Genomic DNA, 16,609 nt, shown 5'->3' on the forward strand with positions numbered 1-16,609 from the left:
GCCTAGGCGTTGATCGATCTACCCCGGCGCAACAAACAACCAACCCCGAGAAAGCCGGTAGCGAGCAATACGAAGGTCGATGGCTCGGGAGTAGAGGAGGTGACGAGGAGCGCCGCGATTCCCGTATCCGCCTCGTAGAAGGTGAAGGTTAACCCGCCGAAGTACGGTGGGCACGGCGTGAGTCCGCCGGGATCGCAGGAGTTGAAATTGACGTAGGCATTGCCGGCGACCGGTCCGACCGAAGATTGAAAACTATCGAAGGCAAGAGGAACTGTGATGGAGAGATCACCGTTCCCATCGACGATGTAGAACTCATTGGGCGCGGTGAAGTTGTGAAATACGCAGGTGAGTTCGGGGCCGCCGGAAGTGCCAAGGCTCTGGACCGTTACGGTGGATCCGGAATCGAAGCAGATACCGAAGCTGCTCGGGGTGCCACCGGAGTCCGTTACGGCTTCATTCACAAGTTGCGCCGGTGCGGATTCAGTGAACGTCACACGTTGGTCTGTGAACGCAGTGTCTCCGATGGAGCCCGAACCGATGACGGAGACAATGAAGGAGAGGGTGTCTGCGTGGGCGGTGCGAGGGAAGATCAGGGCGGAGGCCAGGAGCGGAAGTGCGAAGAGAGCTTTGCGCATGGAGGGATTCCCTTCTCGAATTTTAAGTGGGATGAGGGTGCGCTCGCTTTTGGGGAGCGTCAAGTGAATTTATGTGTGAGGGAGAAGCGGTTCGAGCTTCGCTCAAATCCCACATCTCAGAATTGAGATATGGGGCACCGGCTATGGAGCATCCCAATTTTGGAGCAGTGCTAACATTGGCCGTCCCAGACGCGGGCACGTGGTTCATCGAGAGGGTGTGACATGACGAGTGGAATGTCTATCAAGCAGCTTCCTTTACGCGGTGTGATGATGTTGAAAGTCCTGTACGTCGCGGTATGGTGTGGTCTGCTGGTTGGTGTTGGCTATGGGCAAACGTCGCAGGACCAAGTTGACGAGGTCCTTAGCCAGAGAGTCCGCAGCGTGATTGGACACCTAGAGGAGGGCGTTTACGGTCCGGCGACTCAAGAGCAAATTGCTGAGGCAGAGGCGGGACAGCTTGTTCCAATCCTTGAAGCACGGTTTGTGACGAGCCAGGATGCGGATGTGAAGGCGAGAGTCGCGCGCTCTTTAATGGACCTGGGTGAGAAGAGCAATGCGTACTGGGACTTTCTGGTGCAGCAGGCGAAGTTGGCGATCGAGAGCGATGCTCCGTCTCCACGGTGTTTCTCTTCAGCGAACTGCGTGTCGGGGCATCCAGCGGAGTATGTGGCGTGGGCCCGAGCCCATAATGTTCCTGAAGGCTCACAAGCAGAGATGGCGTTGTATTGGCTTGAGGGCAAAGTTTATTTGGTATCTGGCGATCCAAGAGGGATTCCATTGCTTCGCGAAGCCCTCAAGTCCCCTTACCGCGAGATCGTCTCTGCAGGGGCCGACGGACTAGCGCGTGCTCATGACAAGGATTCGATTCCGTTGATTGTCGAGGCATGCAAGCGATTCCATGATCCAGATGAGGTGCGCCAAATCGCGCATACTTTAAAGGCAATTTCAACGCGATCCTGAGACACGAGCTGCTGCACAAGCCGCTGAGGAACAATGTTTGCCCCCTCCCGATCCGATTGAAGCCTTGAAGCGGAACAACGGGGACTCGATGTCTTACGTTGGGAAAGCCGCAGCGAAACATCCGGCAGAGACTGTTGTCATCCTGAAAGAAAACTTTGGGAATACTCAGGATGAACGCGTTAAGGCGGAGATTGCGAGTGCTTTGATCGGACTCGGAGACAAGGAGAATATCTACTGGGATTTTCTGTTGCGGCAAGTGACATCGGCGCTGGAAAGCGCGGCCTCGTGTGCCGTGAAGAACGATTCGCAGGGAAAGCCAATCGAGGGGCCTTCGTCCTATGACGCGTGGGCCAAGCAGGATGCGAACTTTAACATGGTGTTGCTGTTTGTTGAAACCGTGGCTGAAACCAGGGATCCCAGGGGAGTGCGGATCCTTCAAAGAGCTCTTTCATCTCCTGATTCTGACATTCAGCTTATTGCGGCGGCTGGATTGGTCCGGGCCCGGGACAAGGCTTCGGTTCCACTGATCATTGATGCGTGCAAGAATGCGTCACCGGAATTGGCGGCTGCTTTTGCTTCGCAGGTGTTGGTGTATTTCGATGATCCTCAGGCGCAGAGAGCGGCAGATAAGTACCTTTCCAAGGATGCCGCTAAATTTGCTCGCGAGGAGAAGGCGAATGGCATTGATCCTCTTGGACCGTGGCCTCCGAAATAGGAAGACAATCGCGCGAGCGGTTTGTCCTACTCGTATGTGCACGGATGGGCACCCGAGCGAAGGGGCTCGGAGAAAGGAAAGAGTACAACTGGTTTCTCTCCTAGAGGGCGTGGGTCGTGGCTGGTTGTGTTCTTCGGGATTCTTCGCTGCGCTCAGAATGACAGCAGAAACGTGCAAAGGTGATTACAACGATGACGAGCAACGACGTTTGTGCTAGTGGGAGAGTTTATCGAGGTGGCGGTAGCCGCCGGTGGCGATGAAGGCGGTGAGGAAGATGGTGAAGTTGTAGCTGGCGTGGATGAGCGTTGAGGCGAGAACAGAGCGAAGGCGGATGCGGACGGCGCTGAGGATGAGCGAGACGCAGAAGAGGAGAAGGAGCACGGGCCAGGTGAAGGCAGTCTGCTGGCCATGGAGCGCGGCGAAGAGGATGCTGGTGAAGACGGCGGAGAAGACCAGGGCAGGCATGGAGATCTTGTTGTTGGAGTGCCACAGCTCGCGGGCGGCGGGGGTGCGGGGAGCGAGAGCCAGTCGTAGGCGATGGCGACGGCGGGGAGGAGGAAGCCGCGGAAGAGGATCTCTTCGAAGAGAGGCGCGAGGAGGATGCCGAAGAGGGTGACCAGCCAGACGTCCGATGGAGTGCGGAAGAAGTCGTCCATGGGGATGTCTTTGGGGATGGCGATGACGGACGAGATGGCCTGCACGGCGAAGGAGAGGGTGAGGCCCAGTGGGATGAGTCGGAGTGCGTTGCGTCGGGCGGCGTCAGGGTTGGCATCGATGCCGGTGGTGAAGGGGCGTTTCCAAAGGATTGGGAAGACAAACCAGGAGATGGCGAGGGTCGCGAGGTAGGCGAACGTCTCCGAGGCTATGAGCAACTTGGGGGGATGGAGGCGGCGGATAGCTTGCCCCCGATCGCGGGAGCGTGGGTGACGCCGAGGAGAAGGAGCTGGGTAAGGAAGAGGAAGACGCCGGCGATGGCGAGGAAGAGGAGCGCGTGGCCGAGGTTGGGGATGCGGTGAGGAGCGTCCTCTGGAGCGTCGTTGGGGGTGTTGTCCATGGGAGGCTGGAGGATGGCCTCGCCTTCAGGGAGGATGGAGCGTTCGGGGAGCAAGGGGCGCACGACGGGCGCGTCGGATTGGCTTCGGTTTTGGGGGCCGGCGGCGACTGGATCCGGAGAGAGAAAAGCGGCTGTGCTTTGGGCGATGTGCGAGCTGATGGATCGGGACACGGGGGACCCGGAGGCTTGGGTTGCGGGGTTCGGGGTTCGTTCGCTCATGCTTTTTTCGTGCTTGGGGCCGGCTTTGAGGCGGGTGCTTTTTTCTTTGGTTCTGAATCTTTTCGAGTCCCTGCATTGCTTATTGTGGACTTCTTTGCGGGTTTTGGCTTGATGCTTTTGGGGGATCTCTCTTCGGGCTTGCTGGTGCTGGCTTTGGCGAGGCCGGTTTTCTTCCCGGGCGCGATGAATTTGGTTTTTGGTTGTTTGATCGCGTCGGGGGCGGCGGCGATATTTGCGGGCTGGGGTCCGGCGTGACTGGTGCCGTTGCGACTGGCGAAGTTGGAGGCGTGAGTGGCGTAGTAGCGGGCGAGAAAGCTGCCGGTGTGGGATGCGGCTACGGTGGCGATCTGCTCTGGCGTGCCGTGTGCGATGATGCGGCCTCCGCCTTCTCCGCCTTCGGGGCCCATGTCGAGGATGTAGTCGGCGTTGCGGATGATGTCGAGATTGTGCTCGATGATGACGACGGTGTTGCCGAGGTCGGTGAGGCGGTGGAGGACTTCGAGGAGCTTGCGGACGTCGTCGAAGTGGAGGCCGGTGGTGGGCTCGTCGAGGAGGTAGAGGGTGCGGCCGGTCTGGCGCTTGGAGAGCTCGCGGGCCAGCTTCATGCGCTGGGCTTCGCCGCCGGAGAGGGTGGTGGCAGACTGGCCGAGGTGGATGTAGCCGAGGCCTACGTCTACGAGGGTTTGCAGCTTTACGTTGACGGTTGGGATGTCTTTGAGGATGGGGACGGCGTCGGCGATGGGGAGGTCGAGGAGGTCGGCGATGCTGTAGCCGTTGAACTTGACGGAGAGGGTCTCCTGATTGTAACGACGTCCGTTACATACTTCGCAGAGGACGTAGACGTCGGGGAGGAAGTTCATCTCGATGCGGCGCTGGCCTTCGCCCTGGCAGGCTTCGCAGCGTCCGCCCTGAACGTTGAAGGAGAAGCGGCCGGGCTTGTAACCGCGCTCACGCGACTCGGGGAGCATGGCGAAGAGGTCGCGGATGGCGGTGAAGACGCCGGTATACGTGGCGGGATTCGAGCGTGGGGTGCGGCCGATGGGGGACTGGTCGATCTGGATGACCTTGTCGAGTTGGTCGATGCCGATGACTTTGCCGTGCTGGCCGGGCTCTTCGCGGCTTCCATACAGCTCTTTTGCTAACGACCGGTAGAGGATGTCGTTGACTAGGGTGGATTTGCCGCTGCCGCTGACGCCGGTGATGACGGTCATGACGCCGAGGGGAAGTGGGCGGTGACGTTCTGCAGGTTGTGGGAGTGGGCGTCTTCGACGGTGATCCAGTTGTTGGTGAGTTCGCGCGGTTGAGTGCGGGCCAGAATTTCGATTTTGCCGGCGAGGTATTGGCCGGTGATGGACGCTGGGTTGTCCATGATCTGCTGCGGGGTGCCGTCGGCGATGAGGAGGCCGCCGTTTTTGCCTGCGCCGGGGCCGAGGTCGAGGACGTAGTCGGCTTTGCGGATGGTGTCTTCATCGTGCTCGACGACGAGTACGGTGTTGCCGAGGTCGCGGAGGTCTTCGAGGGCGTTGATGAGGCGCTGGTTGTCGCGCTGATGGAGGCCGATGGAGGGCTCGTCGAGGACGTAGAGGACGCCGCGGAGTTTGGAGCCGATCTGCGTGGCGAGACGGATGCGCTGGCCTTCGCCGCCGGAGAGAGTGGCGGCAGAGCGGTCGAGTGCGAGGTAGCCGAGGCCGACGGCGTTGAGGAATTCGAGGCGTTCGATGATCTCGCGCTGGAGGCGGTCGGCGATGATGCGGTCGCGGCCTACGAAGTTCATGCTCTGCGCTGCTTGTAGTGCGCGTTCCAGGGGAGGGCGGTGAAGTCTGCGATGGAGAAGCCGTGGCTTCCGTCCGATTTTTGCCGCTCCATCCCACATCTCAGAATCGAGATGTGGGGCACCCGCACCCGCACCCGGATTTTTCCCTTCTCGGGATTTGTGGATGGTATGGGAATGGTGACGGCGAGGGATTCGGGGCGGAGACGGCGGCCTTTGCAGACGGGGCAGATGGTCGCGGACATGTACTGCATCATGTACTCGCGGTAGCCCTCGGATTTGGTGTCTTCAAGGTTGGAGCGGAGGTATTCGAAGATGCCGTGGAAGCCGGTGCGTCCGGCTTCGGCGCGTGGGGGGCCGTAGAGGAAGAGGTTTTGCTGCTCGGTGGTGAGGTCTTCGAAGGGCTGATTGATGTTGATTTTGGTTTTATCGGCGAAGAGCTTGATGAGGCGGAGGAGGTAGGCTGAGCCGCTGCCGGGGCCCATGGCACCGTCGAGCAGGGGCTTGGACCAATCGGTGATGGTCTTGGCGGGGTCGAAGTCGTAGATGCTGCCGAGGCCGTGGCAGTTGGGGCATGCGCCGTAGTTGGAGTTGAAAGAAAAGCTGCGGGGCTCGAGGCGGGGCACGTTGATGCCGCAGTCGGGGCAGGCCATGGAGGAGGAGTAGAGGGTCTCGTCCATGCCAGCGATGGCGATGAGGACGAGGCCGTTGGCCATCTGGAGGGCTTTGAGGACGCTGGTTTCGAGGCGGCGGGTGTCGTATTTCGGCTTTGGTTGCGCTCCAGCCCACATCTCAGAATCGAGAGGTGGGGCACCCGGATTGGTGCCTGGGGTAGCGGGTTTGTCGGCGCTACTGTTCCCGTTGGCGGGGAGGGGCTTGAGGATGATGCGGTCCACTACGGCTTCAATGGTGTGATTCTTACGCTTTTCGAGGCGCATGCCTTCGGTGAGCTCTATCATCTCGCCGTCGATGCGGGCGCGGAAGCCTTGCTGGTCGAGGGCTTCGAGCTCTTCGCGGAACTCGCCCTTGCGGCCGCGGACGATGGGGGCGTAGACGGTGATGCGTTCGCCGGGTGAGAGCGCTGCGATGCGTTCGACGATCTGCTCGGCGGACTGGCGGGTGATAGGGCGGTGGCAGCTGGGGCAATGAGGTTGGCCTACGCTGGCGTAGAGGAGGCGGAGGTAGTCGTAGATCTCGGTGATGGTGCCGACGGTGGAGCGGGGGCTGCGGGAGGTGGTTTTCTGCTCGATGGAGATGGCGGGGGAGAGGCCGTCGATGGCGTCGACGTCGGGGCGCTCCATCTGATCTAAGAATTGTCTGGCGTATGCCGATAAGGTTTCTACATAGCGGCGTTGGCCTTCGGCGTAGATGGTGTCGAAGGCGAGGGAGGATTTGCCGGAGCCGGAGAGGCCGGTGACCACGGTGAGGGTGTTGCGCGGAATGCTGACGTCGATGTTACGCAGATTGTGCTGGCGAGCGCCGCGGACGGTGATGTGAGTAATGCCCATGAGATGTCTGTGGCGATGTTCGGCCAAGTCTCTAGAATACGGCATTTTCAGGGGAGAGATTTGCTGGAGGACTGTTGGTTTGGATCGAGGCAACCCCGGAATGGGAAAGATGTATCCGAAAGAGCAATAACAGCGACTTTCGGGCCATTGTAATCACACGGAAGTTTGTAACAATAACCACGATGTAAAAGTATTGTTGCTGGCGGAATGGGCTGGCGGCCTGGAAATTGAGGAGTGGGTGTGAATTCGTCGATTGTGTTGGTGTCTGCGGTGTTGGCTTCGTTGGCGGTGGGCGTCCTGGTGGCCTACGGAGTTTGTATCGCTATGTTTAGTGCGTTCCAGATGCATGCACGGCAGATCGCGGGGAATGCTGCCCGTCAGGTGTCGGCCACTGTGCAGGTGTTGAAGAGCTAGGCGGCGATGCCAAGAGTTTGGTAGTCGCGGTCTTTCTGAAGTTTCAACCGGACATTCGAGTGTTATTGAGGCGGGGCTGGCTGGCGGAGGCGCTGAAGCTGCTCGTAGATCTGCTGAGGCGTTTTGACGCCATTGGGTGAGTCGGGCTGGGACGCGTCTGCCGGAGCGGCTGAATCCGGTGTGACGGGAGTGATGGGCGGGACCGTTCTATTCCGGGGCGAAGACCCTTCAAAGGTGGAGGGCGGCGGCGGCTCTGGTGCTGGTTGCGCCTGTTCGTTGTCGGATTTGTCGTCGAAGGTTTGCGCGCTCGGATTGGGAGGCGTTGGACCGCCTTGACGCGGGGTGAGGATGAGCTCGGCCGGGGTGGTGCCATCGCGAGCCACGAGGAGCATATTGCTACCCGTGCCATCCAACAAATCAGCTAAGATCTGATCCGGCGCGGCGGGACCGTAGTGACCGAAGACGCGCTCGTCCGTGACGCCTCCTGTGATCTTTATGCCGGTCTCGTGGGAGATTTGACGGAGGATCTGATTGAGGCTGGAGTTGTCGGCGGTGACCGAAAGGATGCCGTTAGCCAGAGTGACCTGGGCGCGCTTCGGCTGCTCCTGGGATGGAGTGAGAGGCGTGGGGGGAGTGAGCGGCGTCGTGGGTGCAGTGGTGGGGGCTGTGGCTGGGAGTGTGGACACTGTCTGGACCGCGACCGCGGGTTTAGCCTGCGGGGCTGTTGCGGTCTGCGCCGACAGCAGAGCGGAGAAGGCGAAGCTGGCGGCGGCGATGAAACGAATTGGCGTGTTGCTCTGCATTTTAGTTGTAGGACGAGTTGTGACGAAGAAATGTCATCCTTTGCGAGTACGTGCCGTCATGAATCAGCTTATCGCGGACGAGGCTTAGTAGAGTTACTTTTCTATCGTAGCCGGCGGGTTGGTCCTGGTCGTTACGGAGCTTGAGACCTGGCTTTCGAGTGGCCTGGCAGCCATGAGGGAAGGATCAGACTCTTTTGATTCTGGTATTCGATGACGGCGGGCTTCGAGGGCGTTGACCTGTCTGGATTTGTGAGAGTGGCTGTAGACTGAGGATGCCTTTGGCGAGTCTCGAATCAGGCGTCTGATTCCTGTGAGTCGTCGGGGCACGGCAACAGGCTGATATGGCGGGCGTGATGATGAGATTGAAGACTGGATTGGTGACGTTGGGGTTGCTAGTGGGAGGGGTTGCGTCGGCTGAAGTGTGCACGACGCAGTCGCAGATGACGGGGCCGGAGCGGGACGCTTTATCTTTAGCGGCTCGCGGGCTGGCGACAAAGGTTCAGGCCGGTGATGTGAATGGCCTGCGTGCGGCCACAGCCGCTGAGTACGCTAAGGACTTTGGCGGCATTGGAGAGGTGGTGGGCAGTACATCCGCGCATGTGAAGGGCGGCGCGTTGCAGGTGGAACAGGTGTATCTGCTGGATGGGTCGCAGCTGAAACGCGGTGCGGATGGGTCGGTGCCGGATGCACAGTTTTTCTGCTCGTTGAATAAGTCGTCGGCTGAGGCAGATTTTATTATTTCCGGGCTGGCTCCGGGACGTTATGGGTTTGCGATTGTGGATGTTCGGGATGGAAGCTCGCCGTGGCGGCTGTCGTTCCTTTTACGTCAGGACCAAGGGCAGTGGGTGATGGCGGGATTTTATCCGAAACCTCTGCTGGCGGCGGGGCATGATGGGTTGTGGTACTGGACGCAGGCGCGATTGATGTCCGCGCAGAAGGAACATTGGGATGCGTGGCTCTACTATCAACAAGCGGAGAGTTTACTAAGGCCGACAAACTTCATTCAGAGCACGCACCTTGAGAAGCTGAAGGCAGAGGAGACCGCCGCTGCTCCGCCCGCATTGTCGGAGGGCGTGAGTGCAGAGTCGCCGCTGGTGGTGAAGGGAGCTGATGGAGCGGAGTACCGCTTTACAGCGCTAGGCGTTGATGACTCCCTGGGGAACGACAAGGTGGATGTCACAGCACACCTGAAGGTGGACCAGCTTGGGGATGCAGCTGCGGCCCGGAAGCGAAACTCGGATGCGATGAACGCGCTGCTGGCTGCGTATCCGGAGCTGAGGAAGCCGTTTCACGGAGTCTGGATGATCGCGGAGGTTCCCGGTCAGAATCCCTTCGCGACGGAACAGGCGATGAGCCAGATTCACTGAACGGACGGAGACGACCGCAGCACCTATTTTCAGATGTCTGATGAGGGTTTGATTGGGTAGTGATATCTTGAGAATCGTTTCTGCAGGACGGTAAGCAATGCGCCGGACGAAGACTCACCTTCCAGGTTAAAACTGTCACCCTATTGATATGGAAAGAAAGAAAAAATGATGACAAAAAATAAAAAGACATTGAGTCAGGCAATTCAGGAACGCAGAGCGACACCAAGTTTTGATGGTGCGCCGATTCCTGCTGAGGATCTGCGCCAAATTCTCGATGCGGGGCTGCATGCACCCAGTGGGTACAACCTTCAGCCTTGGCGGTTTGTGGTAGTACAGGCGACGGAGCAGAAGAAGAAGCTGCGTGGAGCGAGTTACAACCAGGGCAAGGTGGAAGAGGCGTCGGCGGTGATTGTAGCCTGCGGCGATACAGATGGGTGGCGTAAGGATCTGGACCTGATATTGGAGAAGGGGCGCAAGGGGGATGCCGGAGAGTTACGCGGCGCAGGCACAGAGCAGCGTGCCGAACTACATGTCGAGCTTTAGCAGCGGGCAGATGCAGGGATGGCTGAATAAGCAGGTGATGCTGGCGTTTACGCACATGATGTTGATGGCGGAGGTGATGGGGTATGACACCGCGCCGATGGAAGGTTTCGAACAGGACAAGGTGCATGAGGTGCTGCGGCTTCCGCTGAGCTATTGGGTGGTTGCGCTATTGGCAATTGGGCATGCCAACGGTCCGGACAAGTTCGATGGTGGACGATTCGATATGGGACATACAGTCTTCGGCGAAGAGTATGGAAAGCCGTTGAAGCTCTAGTGTGGAGATGATCGGGCTATGAAGCTTGCACTGCGCGCTTTGGCTGTACTTTTGCTTTTGGTTGTGACGACCGGGCTGGCTTTTTTCCGGTATCCGCTTTGGTTCGCGGATCAGCATACTCGTTTTCATCTGTGGCGCGAGGGCGTGAAGAGCGAGTATGTCGAAGCTGGCGGGTACCGGCTGCATTATTTTGAGGCGGGACCGGTGGGCGGGGTGGCACGCCGCTGGTGTTGGTGCATGGGCTGGGGGCTCGGGGGGAAGACTGGGGGCGATGATTCCGGCGCTGGCGGCGCAGGGGTTTCATGTGTATGTGCCGGATCTTCTGGGGTACGGTAGATCGCCTAAGCCGGATGTGAGCTATTCGATCTCGCTGCAGGAGCAGACTGTGGCTGAGTTCATGCGGGCGGTGCATGTTGCGAAGGCCGATGTGGGTGGATGGTCGATGGGCGGCTGGGTCGTGATGAAGCTTGCGCTGGATCATCCGGAGATGGTCAACCGACTGATGGTGTATGACAGCGCGGGGCTCTATTTCCCGGCTACGTTTGGGCCTGAGTTGTTTACTCCGACGGATGCGGTTGGGGTGAGGAAGTTGGTCGCAATTCTGACGCCGAAGCCTCGTGTGATTCCTGACTTTGCGGCGGAGGCTATGGTGCGGAAGCTGCAGGCCAATGCCTGGGTGGTGAATCGGAGTACGGCTTCGATGATCACTGGGCGAGATCTGCTGGATTTTCGGTTGCACAATATCTCGCAGCCGATGTTGATTGTGTGGGGCGCGCAGGATGAGTTAATTCCTCTGGCCTCGGGCGAGGCGATCCATAAGAGTGTGCCGCAGTCTGTGCTGGATATCGTTGAGGGGTGCGGGCATTTGGCTCCAGCGGAGTGTGCGAAGCCGGTGGTTGAGGGAACTGTGGAGTTTTTGCTAGCGCAGCCGCCGATGCACGGAGGGGAGAAGACGTTTGCTGCTGCGGGGTATTAGAGGCTTTGGGAGGTGTGTCCTGCCGGACGGGCCCACTTCGCGTGGGGCGGTCACTTCGTGACTTTTATACCTTTTAGCGGCGAGTGATCTCTTGCTGGTCCTCCCGTTGGTCGGAGGGATTGATCCTAGTCAGGTTGCCACTGGTAGGCGTTGGGCTGGGGAAGACCGATGTGGGCGAGGACTCGGTGGACGAACTGGCGGGCCATGTCCTGCGTGCTCTGAGGATGGTTGTAGAGAGTGGGGATGGCGGGGAAGATGGTGGCTCCGGCGTCGGAGGCAAGCTGCATGTTGCGGATGTGGATGCGGTTGAAGGGTGTCTCGCGGATGCAGAGGATGAGAGGGCGATTTTCTTTGAGGCAGACGTCGGCGGCGCGGTGGATGAGGTTTTGCGCGAGGCCGTTGGCGATGGACGCCAGGGTGCCCATGGAGCAGGGGAGGACGATCATGGCGGCGGTGGGGTAGCTGCCGCTGGCGATGTTGGCTCCGATGTCGGTTTCGGCGTGTTGCTGGAGTTTGGGGCAGGGGGCGCCGAGGAGCTTTTCGGCGAGGTCGTTGCGTCCGCTTAGGTTGAGCTCTTCGGCGAAGACGCGGAGGGCGCTGTCGGAGGCGACGAAGTTGATTTTGGTGACGCGGGTGTCGGCGGCGAGGGCGCGGAGGATCTCTGCGGCGTAGATGCTGCCGCTGGCTCCGGTGACGGCTAGGGTGATGTTGGTTGGGGCTTCGGTGTGGAGGGGCTGTGGCACAGAATGATTATCGCCGATGGGGTGGAAGGCACCTAGTTGCGCATACTTGCTGACGTCAGAAATAAAAGCAAAGACGAAATACGGGGTCTCTCCACTTCGCCATGCGATAAAACTGCATGGCTTCGGTCGAGATGACGAGTTTTTGGTGGTTTGAGGGGATCGTTCAGGGGCGCAGGGCGTAGGCGATTAGGGTTTGGCCGTGGAGGTTGTGGGCGGCGTTGAAGGCTTGGTTGCTGGCTTCTTCCTGGGCGGGGATGGTGGGGTCTAGTTCGCAGGCGGCGATCTCTTCGGTGGTGGCGTGGATGAAGCAGAGCTCGCAGGTGGCGAGGTTGACTTCGCCGTTGTCGCCTTCGCTGCGCATGGGTGGTCCGAAGGTGCGGCAGAGGATGGGGCGGTGCTCGTAGAGGTCGCAGGTGCCGTGGTCGGGGTCGAGGACCGGGCACGGCTCGTCGTTGGCGAACTCTTCGAAGAGGATGGCGGCTTCGTGGTCTTCGTTGAGGATGCCAGTGGAGGGGTCGCCGGGAAACCATGGGTCAAGGCGGGTGAGGGAGTCGGCTACTCGTTGTTTGATGCGGAGGGATTTGGCTGGGTCGGTTTGCTCGAGTGCGGCGAGGCCTTCGCGCAGGCGCGCGCCGTCTTCGTGGGCGATGGGGAAGACGCCGATGCAGCATTGGGAACAGCCGGGACGGCAGACGAGGTGACGGCCTCCGCGCTTGTAGGCGTCGGTTACGGCTGCATCTACGATTTGGATGAGGGAGTCGGTTTCGGACACGATACGACCTATGTCGATTCTAAACGCCTGTAGGATTATGCGAGGCAGTTGCAATCCGGCAAAATAAGCATCGAGGAGATTTCGTGGAAAGCCCTGTTGAGATGGTGGTGGGCGTTACTGTTGAGGTGTTCATTGTAGCTGCCGCGCTCGGCGTACTCTATCGCATCTGGGGCAAGGTCTTCGCGGTGCCGCAGCGACACAACGTGTTGGCGTTCCAGCAGGGAGTCGTATTACGCGGTGGGCATGTGGAGAGGGTCGTTGGCCCAGGACATCACTGGATGACTCCTAAGCAGACTCTCCTACTTTGCGATATGCGAACCAAACCATTTCAAGTGCAAGGACAAGAGGCGCTAACCCAAGATGGGATAGGCATAAGGATGAGTTTTGGTTGCGAGTGTCGGATCGCTGACCCGAGTACATTCGTGATTGGAAGCAGCGATGCTTTTGGCGCATGCTACCTTGAGTTGCGACAGGCCATTCGTGCGGCTGTTGGCGAGATGAGTGCTGAAGCAATTCTTAGTGGAAAGGCCTTGTTTAGCGCGCGTGTGAGCGAGTTGCTCGTTCCGAAGTGTTCACAGTTGGGGATCGAGATGACCCAGCTAGAGATTTGGGAAGCGGTCCCGGTGGGATGGGCGCGAGATGGTTGAAGTGGGCCGTTATTCGTTGAATGGAGTACGAAGAAGTAGCGTTAGGGGATGATGCGGTCTTTGCGGAGGCGGGTGAAGAGGTCGAAGAAGCTTTCGTCGGTGGATTGGTAGTCGAGGAAGCCGAACTTGCGGCTCTTGCTCATGTCGGTGACGACCTCGATGGGGCGGCCCAGGTCGGCGTCGGTGTGCCATGCGGAGATGAGATTGTTGAGGTCAGGCTCTATGAGGTTGTGGGATTTTGCGATGCTGTGCCAGATCTCTTCGGCGCCGGCTAGTTGCTGCTCGAGCGGCGTGATCTGGCCGGGGAATGGGGCGGGTTCGATGTGGAACCAGGCGGCGAGGCGAGACCACATCCAGCTCCAGCGGAAGACGTCGCCGTTGACTACGTTGAAGGCGTGATGGCGTGCGGCAGGAGTTGTTGAGGCCCACTCGAGATGGCGGGCCAGCAGTCTTGCATCGGTCATGTCGGTGAGGCTGTTCCACTGTGTTGGAGAGCCGGGGAAGACGAAGGGGCGGCCGGTTTCGCGGCAGATGGTGGCGTAGACGGCCAGGGTGACACCCATGTTCATCGCGTTGCCGAGGGCATAGCCGATGATGGTATGCGGGCGATGGATCGTCCAGCTGAATTGGTGATGCGTGGCGGAGGCGAAGAGCTCGTCTTCCTGGGCGTAGTAGAAGTTGTCGATGTCGAGACGGGGCTGCTCTTCGCGAAAGGGTGTGGCGGGGAGCTTGCCTTGCCGTAGGCCTCGAATGGACCGAGATAGTGTTTGAGGCCGGTGACCAGGGCTGCGTGGCGGACGGACTTGGCGGGGGCGACCGCCTTGAGGAGGTTGCGCACCATCGCGGAGTTGACGCGGATGTTCTCGGTTTCGGTGGGCTGGCGGAGCCATGTGGTGATGAAGACGTGTGTGGGTTTGAGTTCGGCGACGGCTGAGCGCAAAGCGGCGGCATCGAGGAGGTCGGCGGCGATGAAGTTTACGCCTTCGATATCGTTGGAGGAGCGACGGGCTAGGCCGTGTACCTCCCAGCCATTGGACAGGAGCTGGTGCGCGAGGTTGTTGCCGACGATGCCGGTGACTCCGGCTATGAGTGCGTTGCGGGACATGAGAGATCCTTTGGGTCAGATCGCTGGGCTGCGGTCGGCGGTATCAGAACCGCTCTCGATTGGATGACGGTGGTGGCGTGATGATTCGCCTGGAGCGGATGCCTGACTTATTGGGATGGGACGAAGGCGGCTGAGCTTTTGATAAAGGCACCGGCTCGGCTCTTGTAGAGTGCCTGAGCTTCGGTGCCAGATCGTTTAGACAGCTTTGCGTTGGAAGGTGGTCTTCTTGGTGCCGGCGAAGGAGTCTTTCGCCTTCACGGAAGTTTCGGATGCGCCGGCAAGTTGCTTGCTGCCATTTTTGCCTTTGGCGGCCTTTTCGCGCGCTGCTTGTAGTCTTTGCGCTGCCGGGCCCAGTCCGCGTATCTTTTGCTCGCCTGCTTTAGGGATGAAATCACTCATATGGAAATCCTATAACGCTGGGCTCGCCTGAACAAGGCGGGTTGGGTGAGTTCGTTTCTCTTTTGCCTTGGCGCGCGCCTGGAACTTCGAAGCAGATTCCTTCGCGCTTCGGAATGAAAGGACAAACGGCGAAGACGAGAGAGCCACGGGAAGAATATTTTTACCAGATTGATTTGAGCTCCCAGAGTTGTCCTTCGCTTTGGATGGGCTTGGCGTTGTCTGGGAAGATCTGGATCTGAAGGTTGTTGGAGACGGGGAAGACCAGGTCGGTCATGGCGATGGTGCCGTCCTGGGCGAAGGCTTCGACGGAGGAGCGGTCGACGATGAGGGTGAGGTCGTAGGGGCGGGTGGTGACGAGAGGGGCTTTGGTGCGGGTGGGGAAGTCGGCACTGATGGCTGCGCCTGAGTGGGTGCGGTCGATGTAGAACTCTTTTTGGTGGTGTCGAAGGCTACTTCGATCCAGTGCTGCTGGTCGGAGAAGATCTTGAGGCCGAAGACGGGTTCGACGGGATGGCCGAAGTGTAGCTGGATCTCGAAGGGAGGCTGGAGGATGTGGCCGCTGCCGTAGAGGGCGGAGGTGTTGGTGGAGAGGGCGGAGATCTCGTAGTTTTTCCTCGGAGGGGAGCGACGACGGGCTCCTGTTTGAGGGCGAGACCGGCGGCGTCGCTGAGGTAGGAGAGACGGCGTGGAAGGCTCATCTGTCCTCGCCAGGGGGTTGTGGGGATCTTGGCGGCGTACTGCCAGTTGCTCATCCATCCCAGGAGGATGGGCTTCTCGGTCTTTGGCAGGTCGTTGAAGCTGATGGCGCAGTAGTCGTCTTTGCCGTAGTTGGTCCAGCCGTGGGAGCCGGGGAGGCGTGACTGGTGGAAGGCTTTGCCGTCGAAGTCGCCGAGAAAGTACTGCTCGCCGGAGCCGCCTTGGGGGCGCCTGGGTTGAGGCCTACTTTGAGGGCCCAGATGCTCTTGGCGCTGTTGGAGGAGGGGACGCGGATGAGGTCGGGACACTCCCAGTCGCCGTTGATGTCGCCGGTTGGGCCGAAGTCGCTGAGCTGTGTCCACAGCTTGAGGTCGGGGAGGAGTAGAAGCGGATTTTATGTTCTTTTGGCAGGGAGACGGCCATGACCCAATGGTGCGCGATGGGATCCCAACTGACGCTGGGGTCGCGAAAGTCGGCCATGTGGAGATCGAGGACGGGGTTGCCGGGGTACTGCGCCCAGTTGCGGCCCTTGTCGAGGCTGACGGCGAGGTTTTGGGTTTGGCGGATGCCTTCTGAGGTTTGGGTGTGGCCGGTGTAGATGGCGACGAGGCAGTCGCCGTGAGTGCAGAGGCCGCTGGTGTTCTGGTGATCGACGACGACGCTGCCGGTGAAGATCATGGTGTTGTCGTGCTCGGGGATGGCGACGGGGAGTTCGTGCCAGTGGAGGAGATCGGTGCTGACGGCGTGGCCCCAACTCATGTGTCCCCACTGGTTGCCGAAGGGGTTGTACTGAAAGAAGAGATGGTACTCGCCTTGGTAAAAGGCAAGGCCGTTGGGGTCATTGGCCCAGTTTTCCTCGGGGAAAAGTGGACTTGCGGGCGGTAGGGCTGGTCGTAGTCGGAGGTCTGCGCGGCGAGGGGTAGGACGAATAGCGTGAGGGCGGCGACGACTCGGACTAGTTTGCAAAACAGCCTCTTGTGCATGGAAACTCCCATAGATGGGATGCGG

Annotated in this window: 20 protein-coding genes and 2 pseudogenes; 9 read left to right on the top strand and 13 right to left on the bottom strand. The window is 59.7% G+C overall.

Annotated features, from left to right (window positions below; genetic code table 11):
* Positions 1-2: 2 nt before the first annotated feature.
* Positions 3-635, bottom strand: coding sequence for a PEP-CTERM sorting domain-containing protein (locus RBB80_RS15760; RefSeq protein WP_433969273.1), 633 nt, complete (start codon positions 633-635; stop codon positions 3-5).
* A 234-nt stretch (positions 636-869) separates the two neighbouring features.
* On the opposite strand from RBB80_RS15760, the gene RBB80_RS15765 reads away from it, so the two are divergent.
* Together RBB80_RS15765 and RBB80_RS15770 are read left to right on the top strand one after the other, a co-directional pair.
* A complete protein-coding gene (locus RBB80_RS15765; RefSeq protein ID WP_433969275.1) occupies positions 870-1,595 on the top strand; it encodes a HEAT repeat domain-containing protein in 726 nt (241 codons plus the stop codon).
* A gap of 37 nt (positions 1,596-1,632) precedes the next feature.
* Positions 1,633-2,310 carry a HEAT repeat domain-containing protein gene (locus RBB80_RS15770; RefSeq protein WP_433969277.1) on the top strand — a complete coding sequence of 226 codons (678 nt, stop codon included), beginning with the start codon at positions 1,633-1,635 and terminating at the stop codon, positions 2,308-2,310.
* A 213-nt stretch (positions 2,311-2,523) separates the two neighbouring features.
* On the opposite strand, the gene RBB80_RS15775 is transcribed toward RBB80_RS15770, so the two are convergent.
* Positions 2,524-2,775 (bottom strand): CPBP family glutamic-type intramembrane protease, encoded by a 252-nt coding sequence (locus tag RBB80_RS15775; protein ID WP_433969279.1) that lies wholly within the window; start codon positions 2,773-2,775, stop codon positions 2,524-2,526.
* A gap of 135 nt (positions 2,776-2,910) precedes the next feature.
* Here RBB80_RS15775 and RBB80_RS15780 point away from each other — a divergent pair, with 135 nt between their 5' ends.
* A complete protein-coding gene (locus RBB80_RS15780; protein WP_433969280.1) occupies positions 2,911-3,156 on the top strand; it encodes a hypothetical protein in 246 nt (81 codons plus the stop codon).
* Positions 3,157-3,172: 16 nt separating this feature from the next.
* Here RBB80_RS15780 and RBB80_RS15785 read toward each other — a convergent pair whose 3' ends face one another.
* Positions 3,173-3,583 carry a hypothetical protein gene (locus tag RBB80_RS15785; protein WP_433969281.1) on the bottom strand — a complete coding sequence of 137 codons (411 nt, stop codon included), beginning with the start codon at positions 3,581-3,583 and terminating at the stop codon, positions 3,173-3,175.
* A pseudogene (uvrA, locus tag RBB80_RS15790) lies at positions 3,580-6,862 on the bottom strand (excinuclease ABC subunit UvrA). The gene RBB80_RS15785 and the pseudogene uvrA overlap by 4 nt, the downstream one beginning before the upstream one ends.
* Before the next feature lie 240 nt (positions 6,863-7,102).
* Between uvrA and RBB80_RS15795 the strand changes: the two are divergent.
* Positions 7,103-7,276, top strand: coding sequence for a hypothetical protein (locus RBB80_RS15795; RefSeq protein WP_179580184.1), 174 nt, complete (start codon positions 7,103-7,105; stop codon positions 7,274-7,276).
* 62 nt (positions 7,277-7,338) lie between these two features.
* Here the strand turns inward: RBB80_RS15795 and RBB80_RS15800 are convergent, their stop codons facing one another.
* Positions 7,339-8,079, bottom strand: coding sequence for a hypothetical protein (locus RBB80_RS15800; protein ID WP_433969282.1), 741 nt, complete (start codon positions 8,077-8,079; stop codon positions 7,339-7,341).
* Between the two features lie 353 nt (positions 8,080-8,432).
* Here RBB80_RS15800 and RBB80_RS15805 point away from each other — a divergent pair, with 353 nt between their 5' ends.
* The 4 genes from RBB80_RS15805 to RBB80_RS15820 all read left to right on the top strand — a co-directional run bounded on the left by RBB80_RS15805 (position 8,433) and on the right by RBB80_RS15820 (position 11,239).
* On the top strand, positions 8,433-9,446 hold the full coding sequence (locus RBB80_RS15805) for a hypothetical protein (protein ID WP_433969283.1): 1,014 nt from the start codon (positions 8,433-8,435) through the stop codon (positions 9,444-9,446).
* 165 nt (positions 9,447-9,611) lie between these two features.
* On the top strand, positions 9,612-9,989 hold the full coding sequence (locus RBB80_RS15810; protein WP_433969285.1) for a nitroreductase family protein: 378 nt from the start codon (positions 9,612-9,614) through the stop codon (positions 9,987-9,989).
* Positions 9,976-10,263 (top strand): nitroreductase family protein, encoded by a 288-nt coding sequence (locus RBB80_RS15815; protein ID WP_433969287.1) that lies wholly within the window; start codon positions 9,976-9,978, stop codon positions 10,261-10,263. The genes RBB80_RS15810 and RBB80_RS15815 overlap by 14 nt, the downstream gene beginning before the upstream one ends.
* Before the next feature lie 157 nt (positions 10,264-10,420).
* Complete coding sequence (locus RBB80_RS15820; protein ID WP_433969288.1) at positions 10,421-11,239, top strand: alpha/beta fold hydrolase; 819 nt, start codon at positions 10,421-10,423, stop codon at positions 11,237-11,239.
* 125 nt (positions 11,240-11,364) lie between these two features.
* On the opposite strand, the gene RBB80_RS15825 is transcribed toward RBB80_RS15820, so the two are convergent.
* Positions 11,365-11,982: a UbiX family flavin prenyltransferase gene (locus RBB80_RS15825; RefSeq protein WP_433969289.1), complete on the bottom strand. Its 618-nt coding sequence runs from the start codon at positions 11,980-11,982 to the stop codon at positions 11,365-11,367.
* Positions 11,983-12,145: 163 nt separating this feature from the next.
* Positions 12,146-12,754, bottom strand: a complete 609-nt coding sequence (locus RBB80_RS15830) for a YkgJ family cysteine cluster protein (RefSeq protein WP_433969291.1) — start codon at positions 12,752-12,754, stop codon at positions 12,146-12,148.
* An 83-nt stretch (positions 12,755-12,837) separates the two neighbouring features.
* On the opposite strand from RBB80_RS15830, the gene RBB80_RS15835 reads away from it, so the two are divergent.
* The gene (locus RBB80_RS15835; protein WP_433969293.1) at positions 12,838-13,401 is read left to right on the top strand and encodes an SPFH domain-containing protein; all 564 of its coding nucleotides are present in this window, start codon (positions 12,838-12,840) and stop codon (positions 13,399-13,401) included.
* A 41-nt stretch (positions 13,402-13,442) separates the two neighbouring features.
* Here RBB80_RS15835 and RBB80_RS15840 read toward each other — a convergent pair whose 3' ends face one another.
* The 6 genes and pseudogenes from RBB80_RS15840 to RBB80_RS15865 form a co-directional block, all read right to left on the bottom strand.
* Complete coding sequence (locus RBB80_RS15840; RefSeq protein WP_433969701.1) at positions 13,443-14,153, bottom strand: hypothetical protein; 711 nt, start codon at positions 14,151-14,153, stop codon at positions 13,443-13,445.
* Positions 14,153-14,506, bottom strand: a pseudogene (locus tag RBB80_RS15845) (NAD-dependent epimerase/dehydratase family protein); the annotation flags it as partial. The gene RBB80_RS15840 and the pseudogene RBB80_RS15845, both read right to left, overlap by 1 nt.
* Positions 14,507-14,701: 195 nt before the next feature.
* Positions 14,702-14,905 (bottom strand): hypothetical protein, encoded by a 204-nt coding sequence (locus RBB80_RS15850; protein WP_433969294.1) that lies wholly within the window; start codon positions 14,903-14,905, stop codon positions 14,702-14,704.
* A gap of 160 nt (positions 14,906-15,065) precedes the next feature.
* Complete coding sequence (locus tag RBB80_RS15855; protein WP_433969703.1) at positions 15,066-15,368, bottom strand: GH32 C-terminal domain-containing protein; 303 nt, start codon at positions 15,366-15,368, stop codon at positions 15,066-15,068.
* Positions 15,355-15,909, bottom strand: coding sequence for a hypothetical protein (locus RBB80_RS15860; protein WP_433969295.1), 555 nt, complete (start codon positions 15,907-15,909; stop codon positions 15,355-15,357). Before RBB80_RS15860 ends, RBB80_RS15855 begins: the two co-directional genes overlap by 14 nt.
* Entirely contained in the window at positions 15,845-16,567 is a 723-nt protein-coding gene (locus RBB80_RS15865; protein WP_433969296.1) for a glycoside hydrolase family 32 protein, read from the bottom strand. Before RBB80_RS15865 ends, RBB80_RS15860 begins: the two co-directional genes overlap by 65 nt.
* Between the last annotated feature and the right edge of the window lie 42 nt (positions 16,568-16,609).

The organism is Tunturiibacter gelidiferens, assembly GCF_051013345.1.
Classification (GTDB): Bacteria; Acidobacteriota; Terriglobia; order Terriglobales; family Acidobacteriaceae; genus Edaphobacter; species Edaphobacter gelidiferens_A.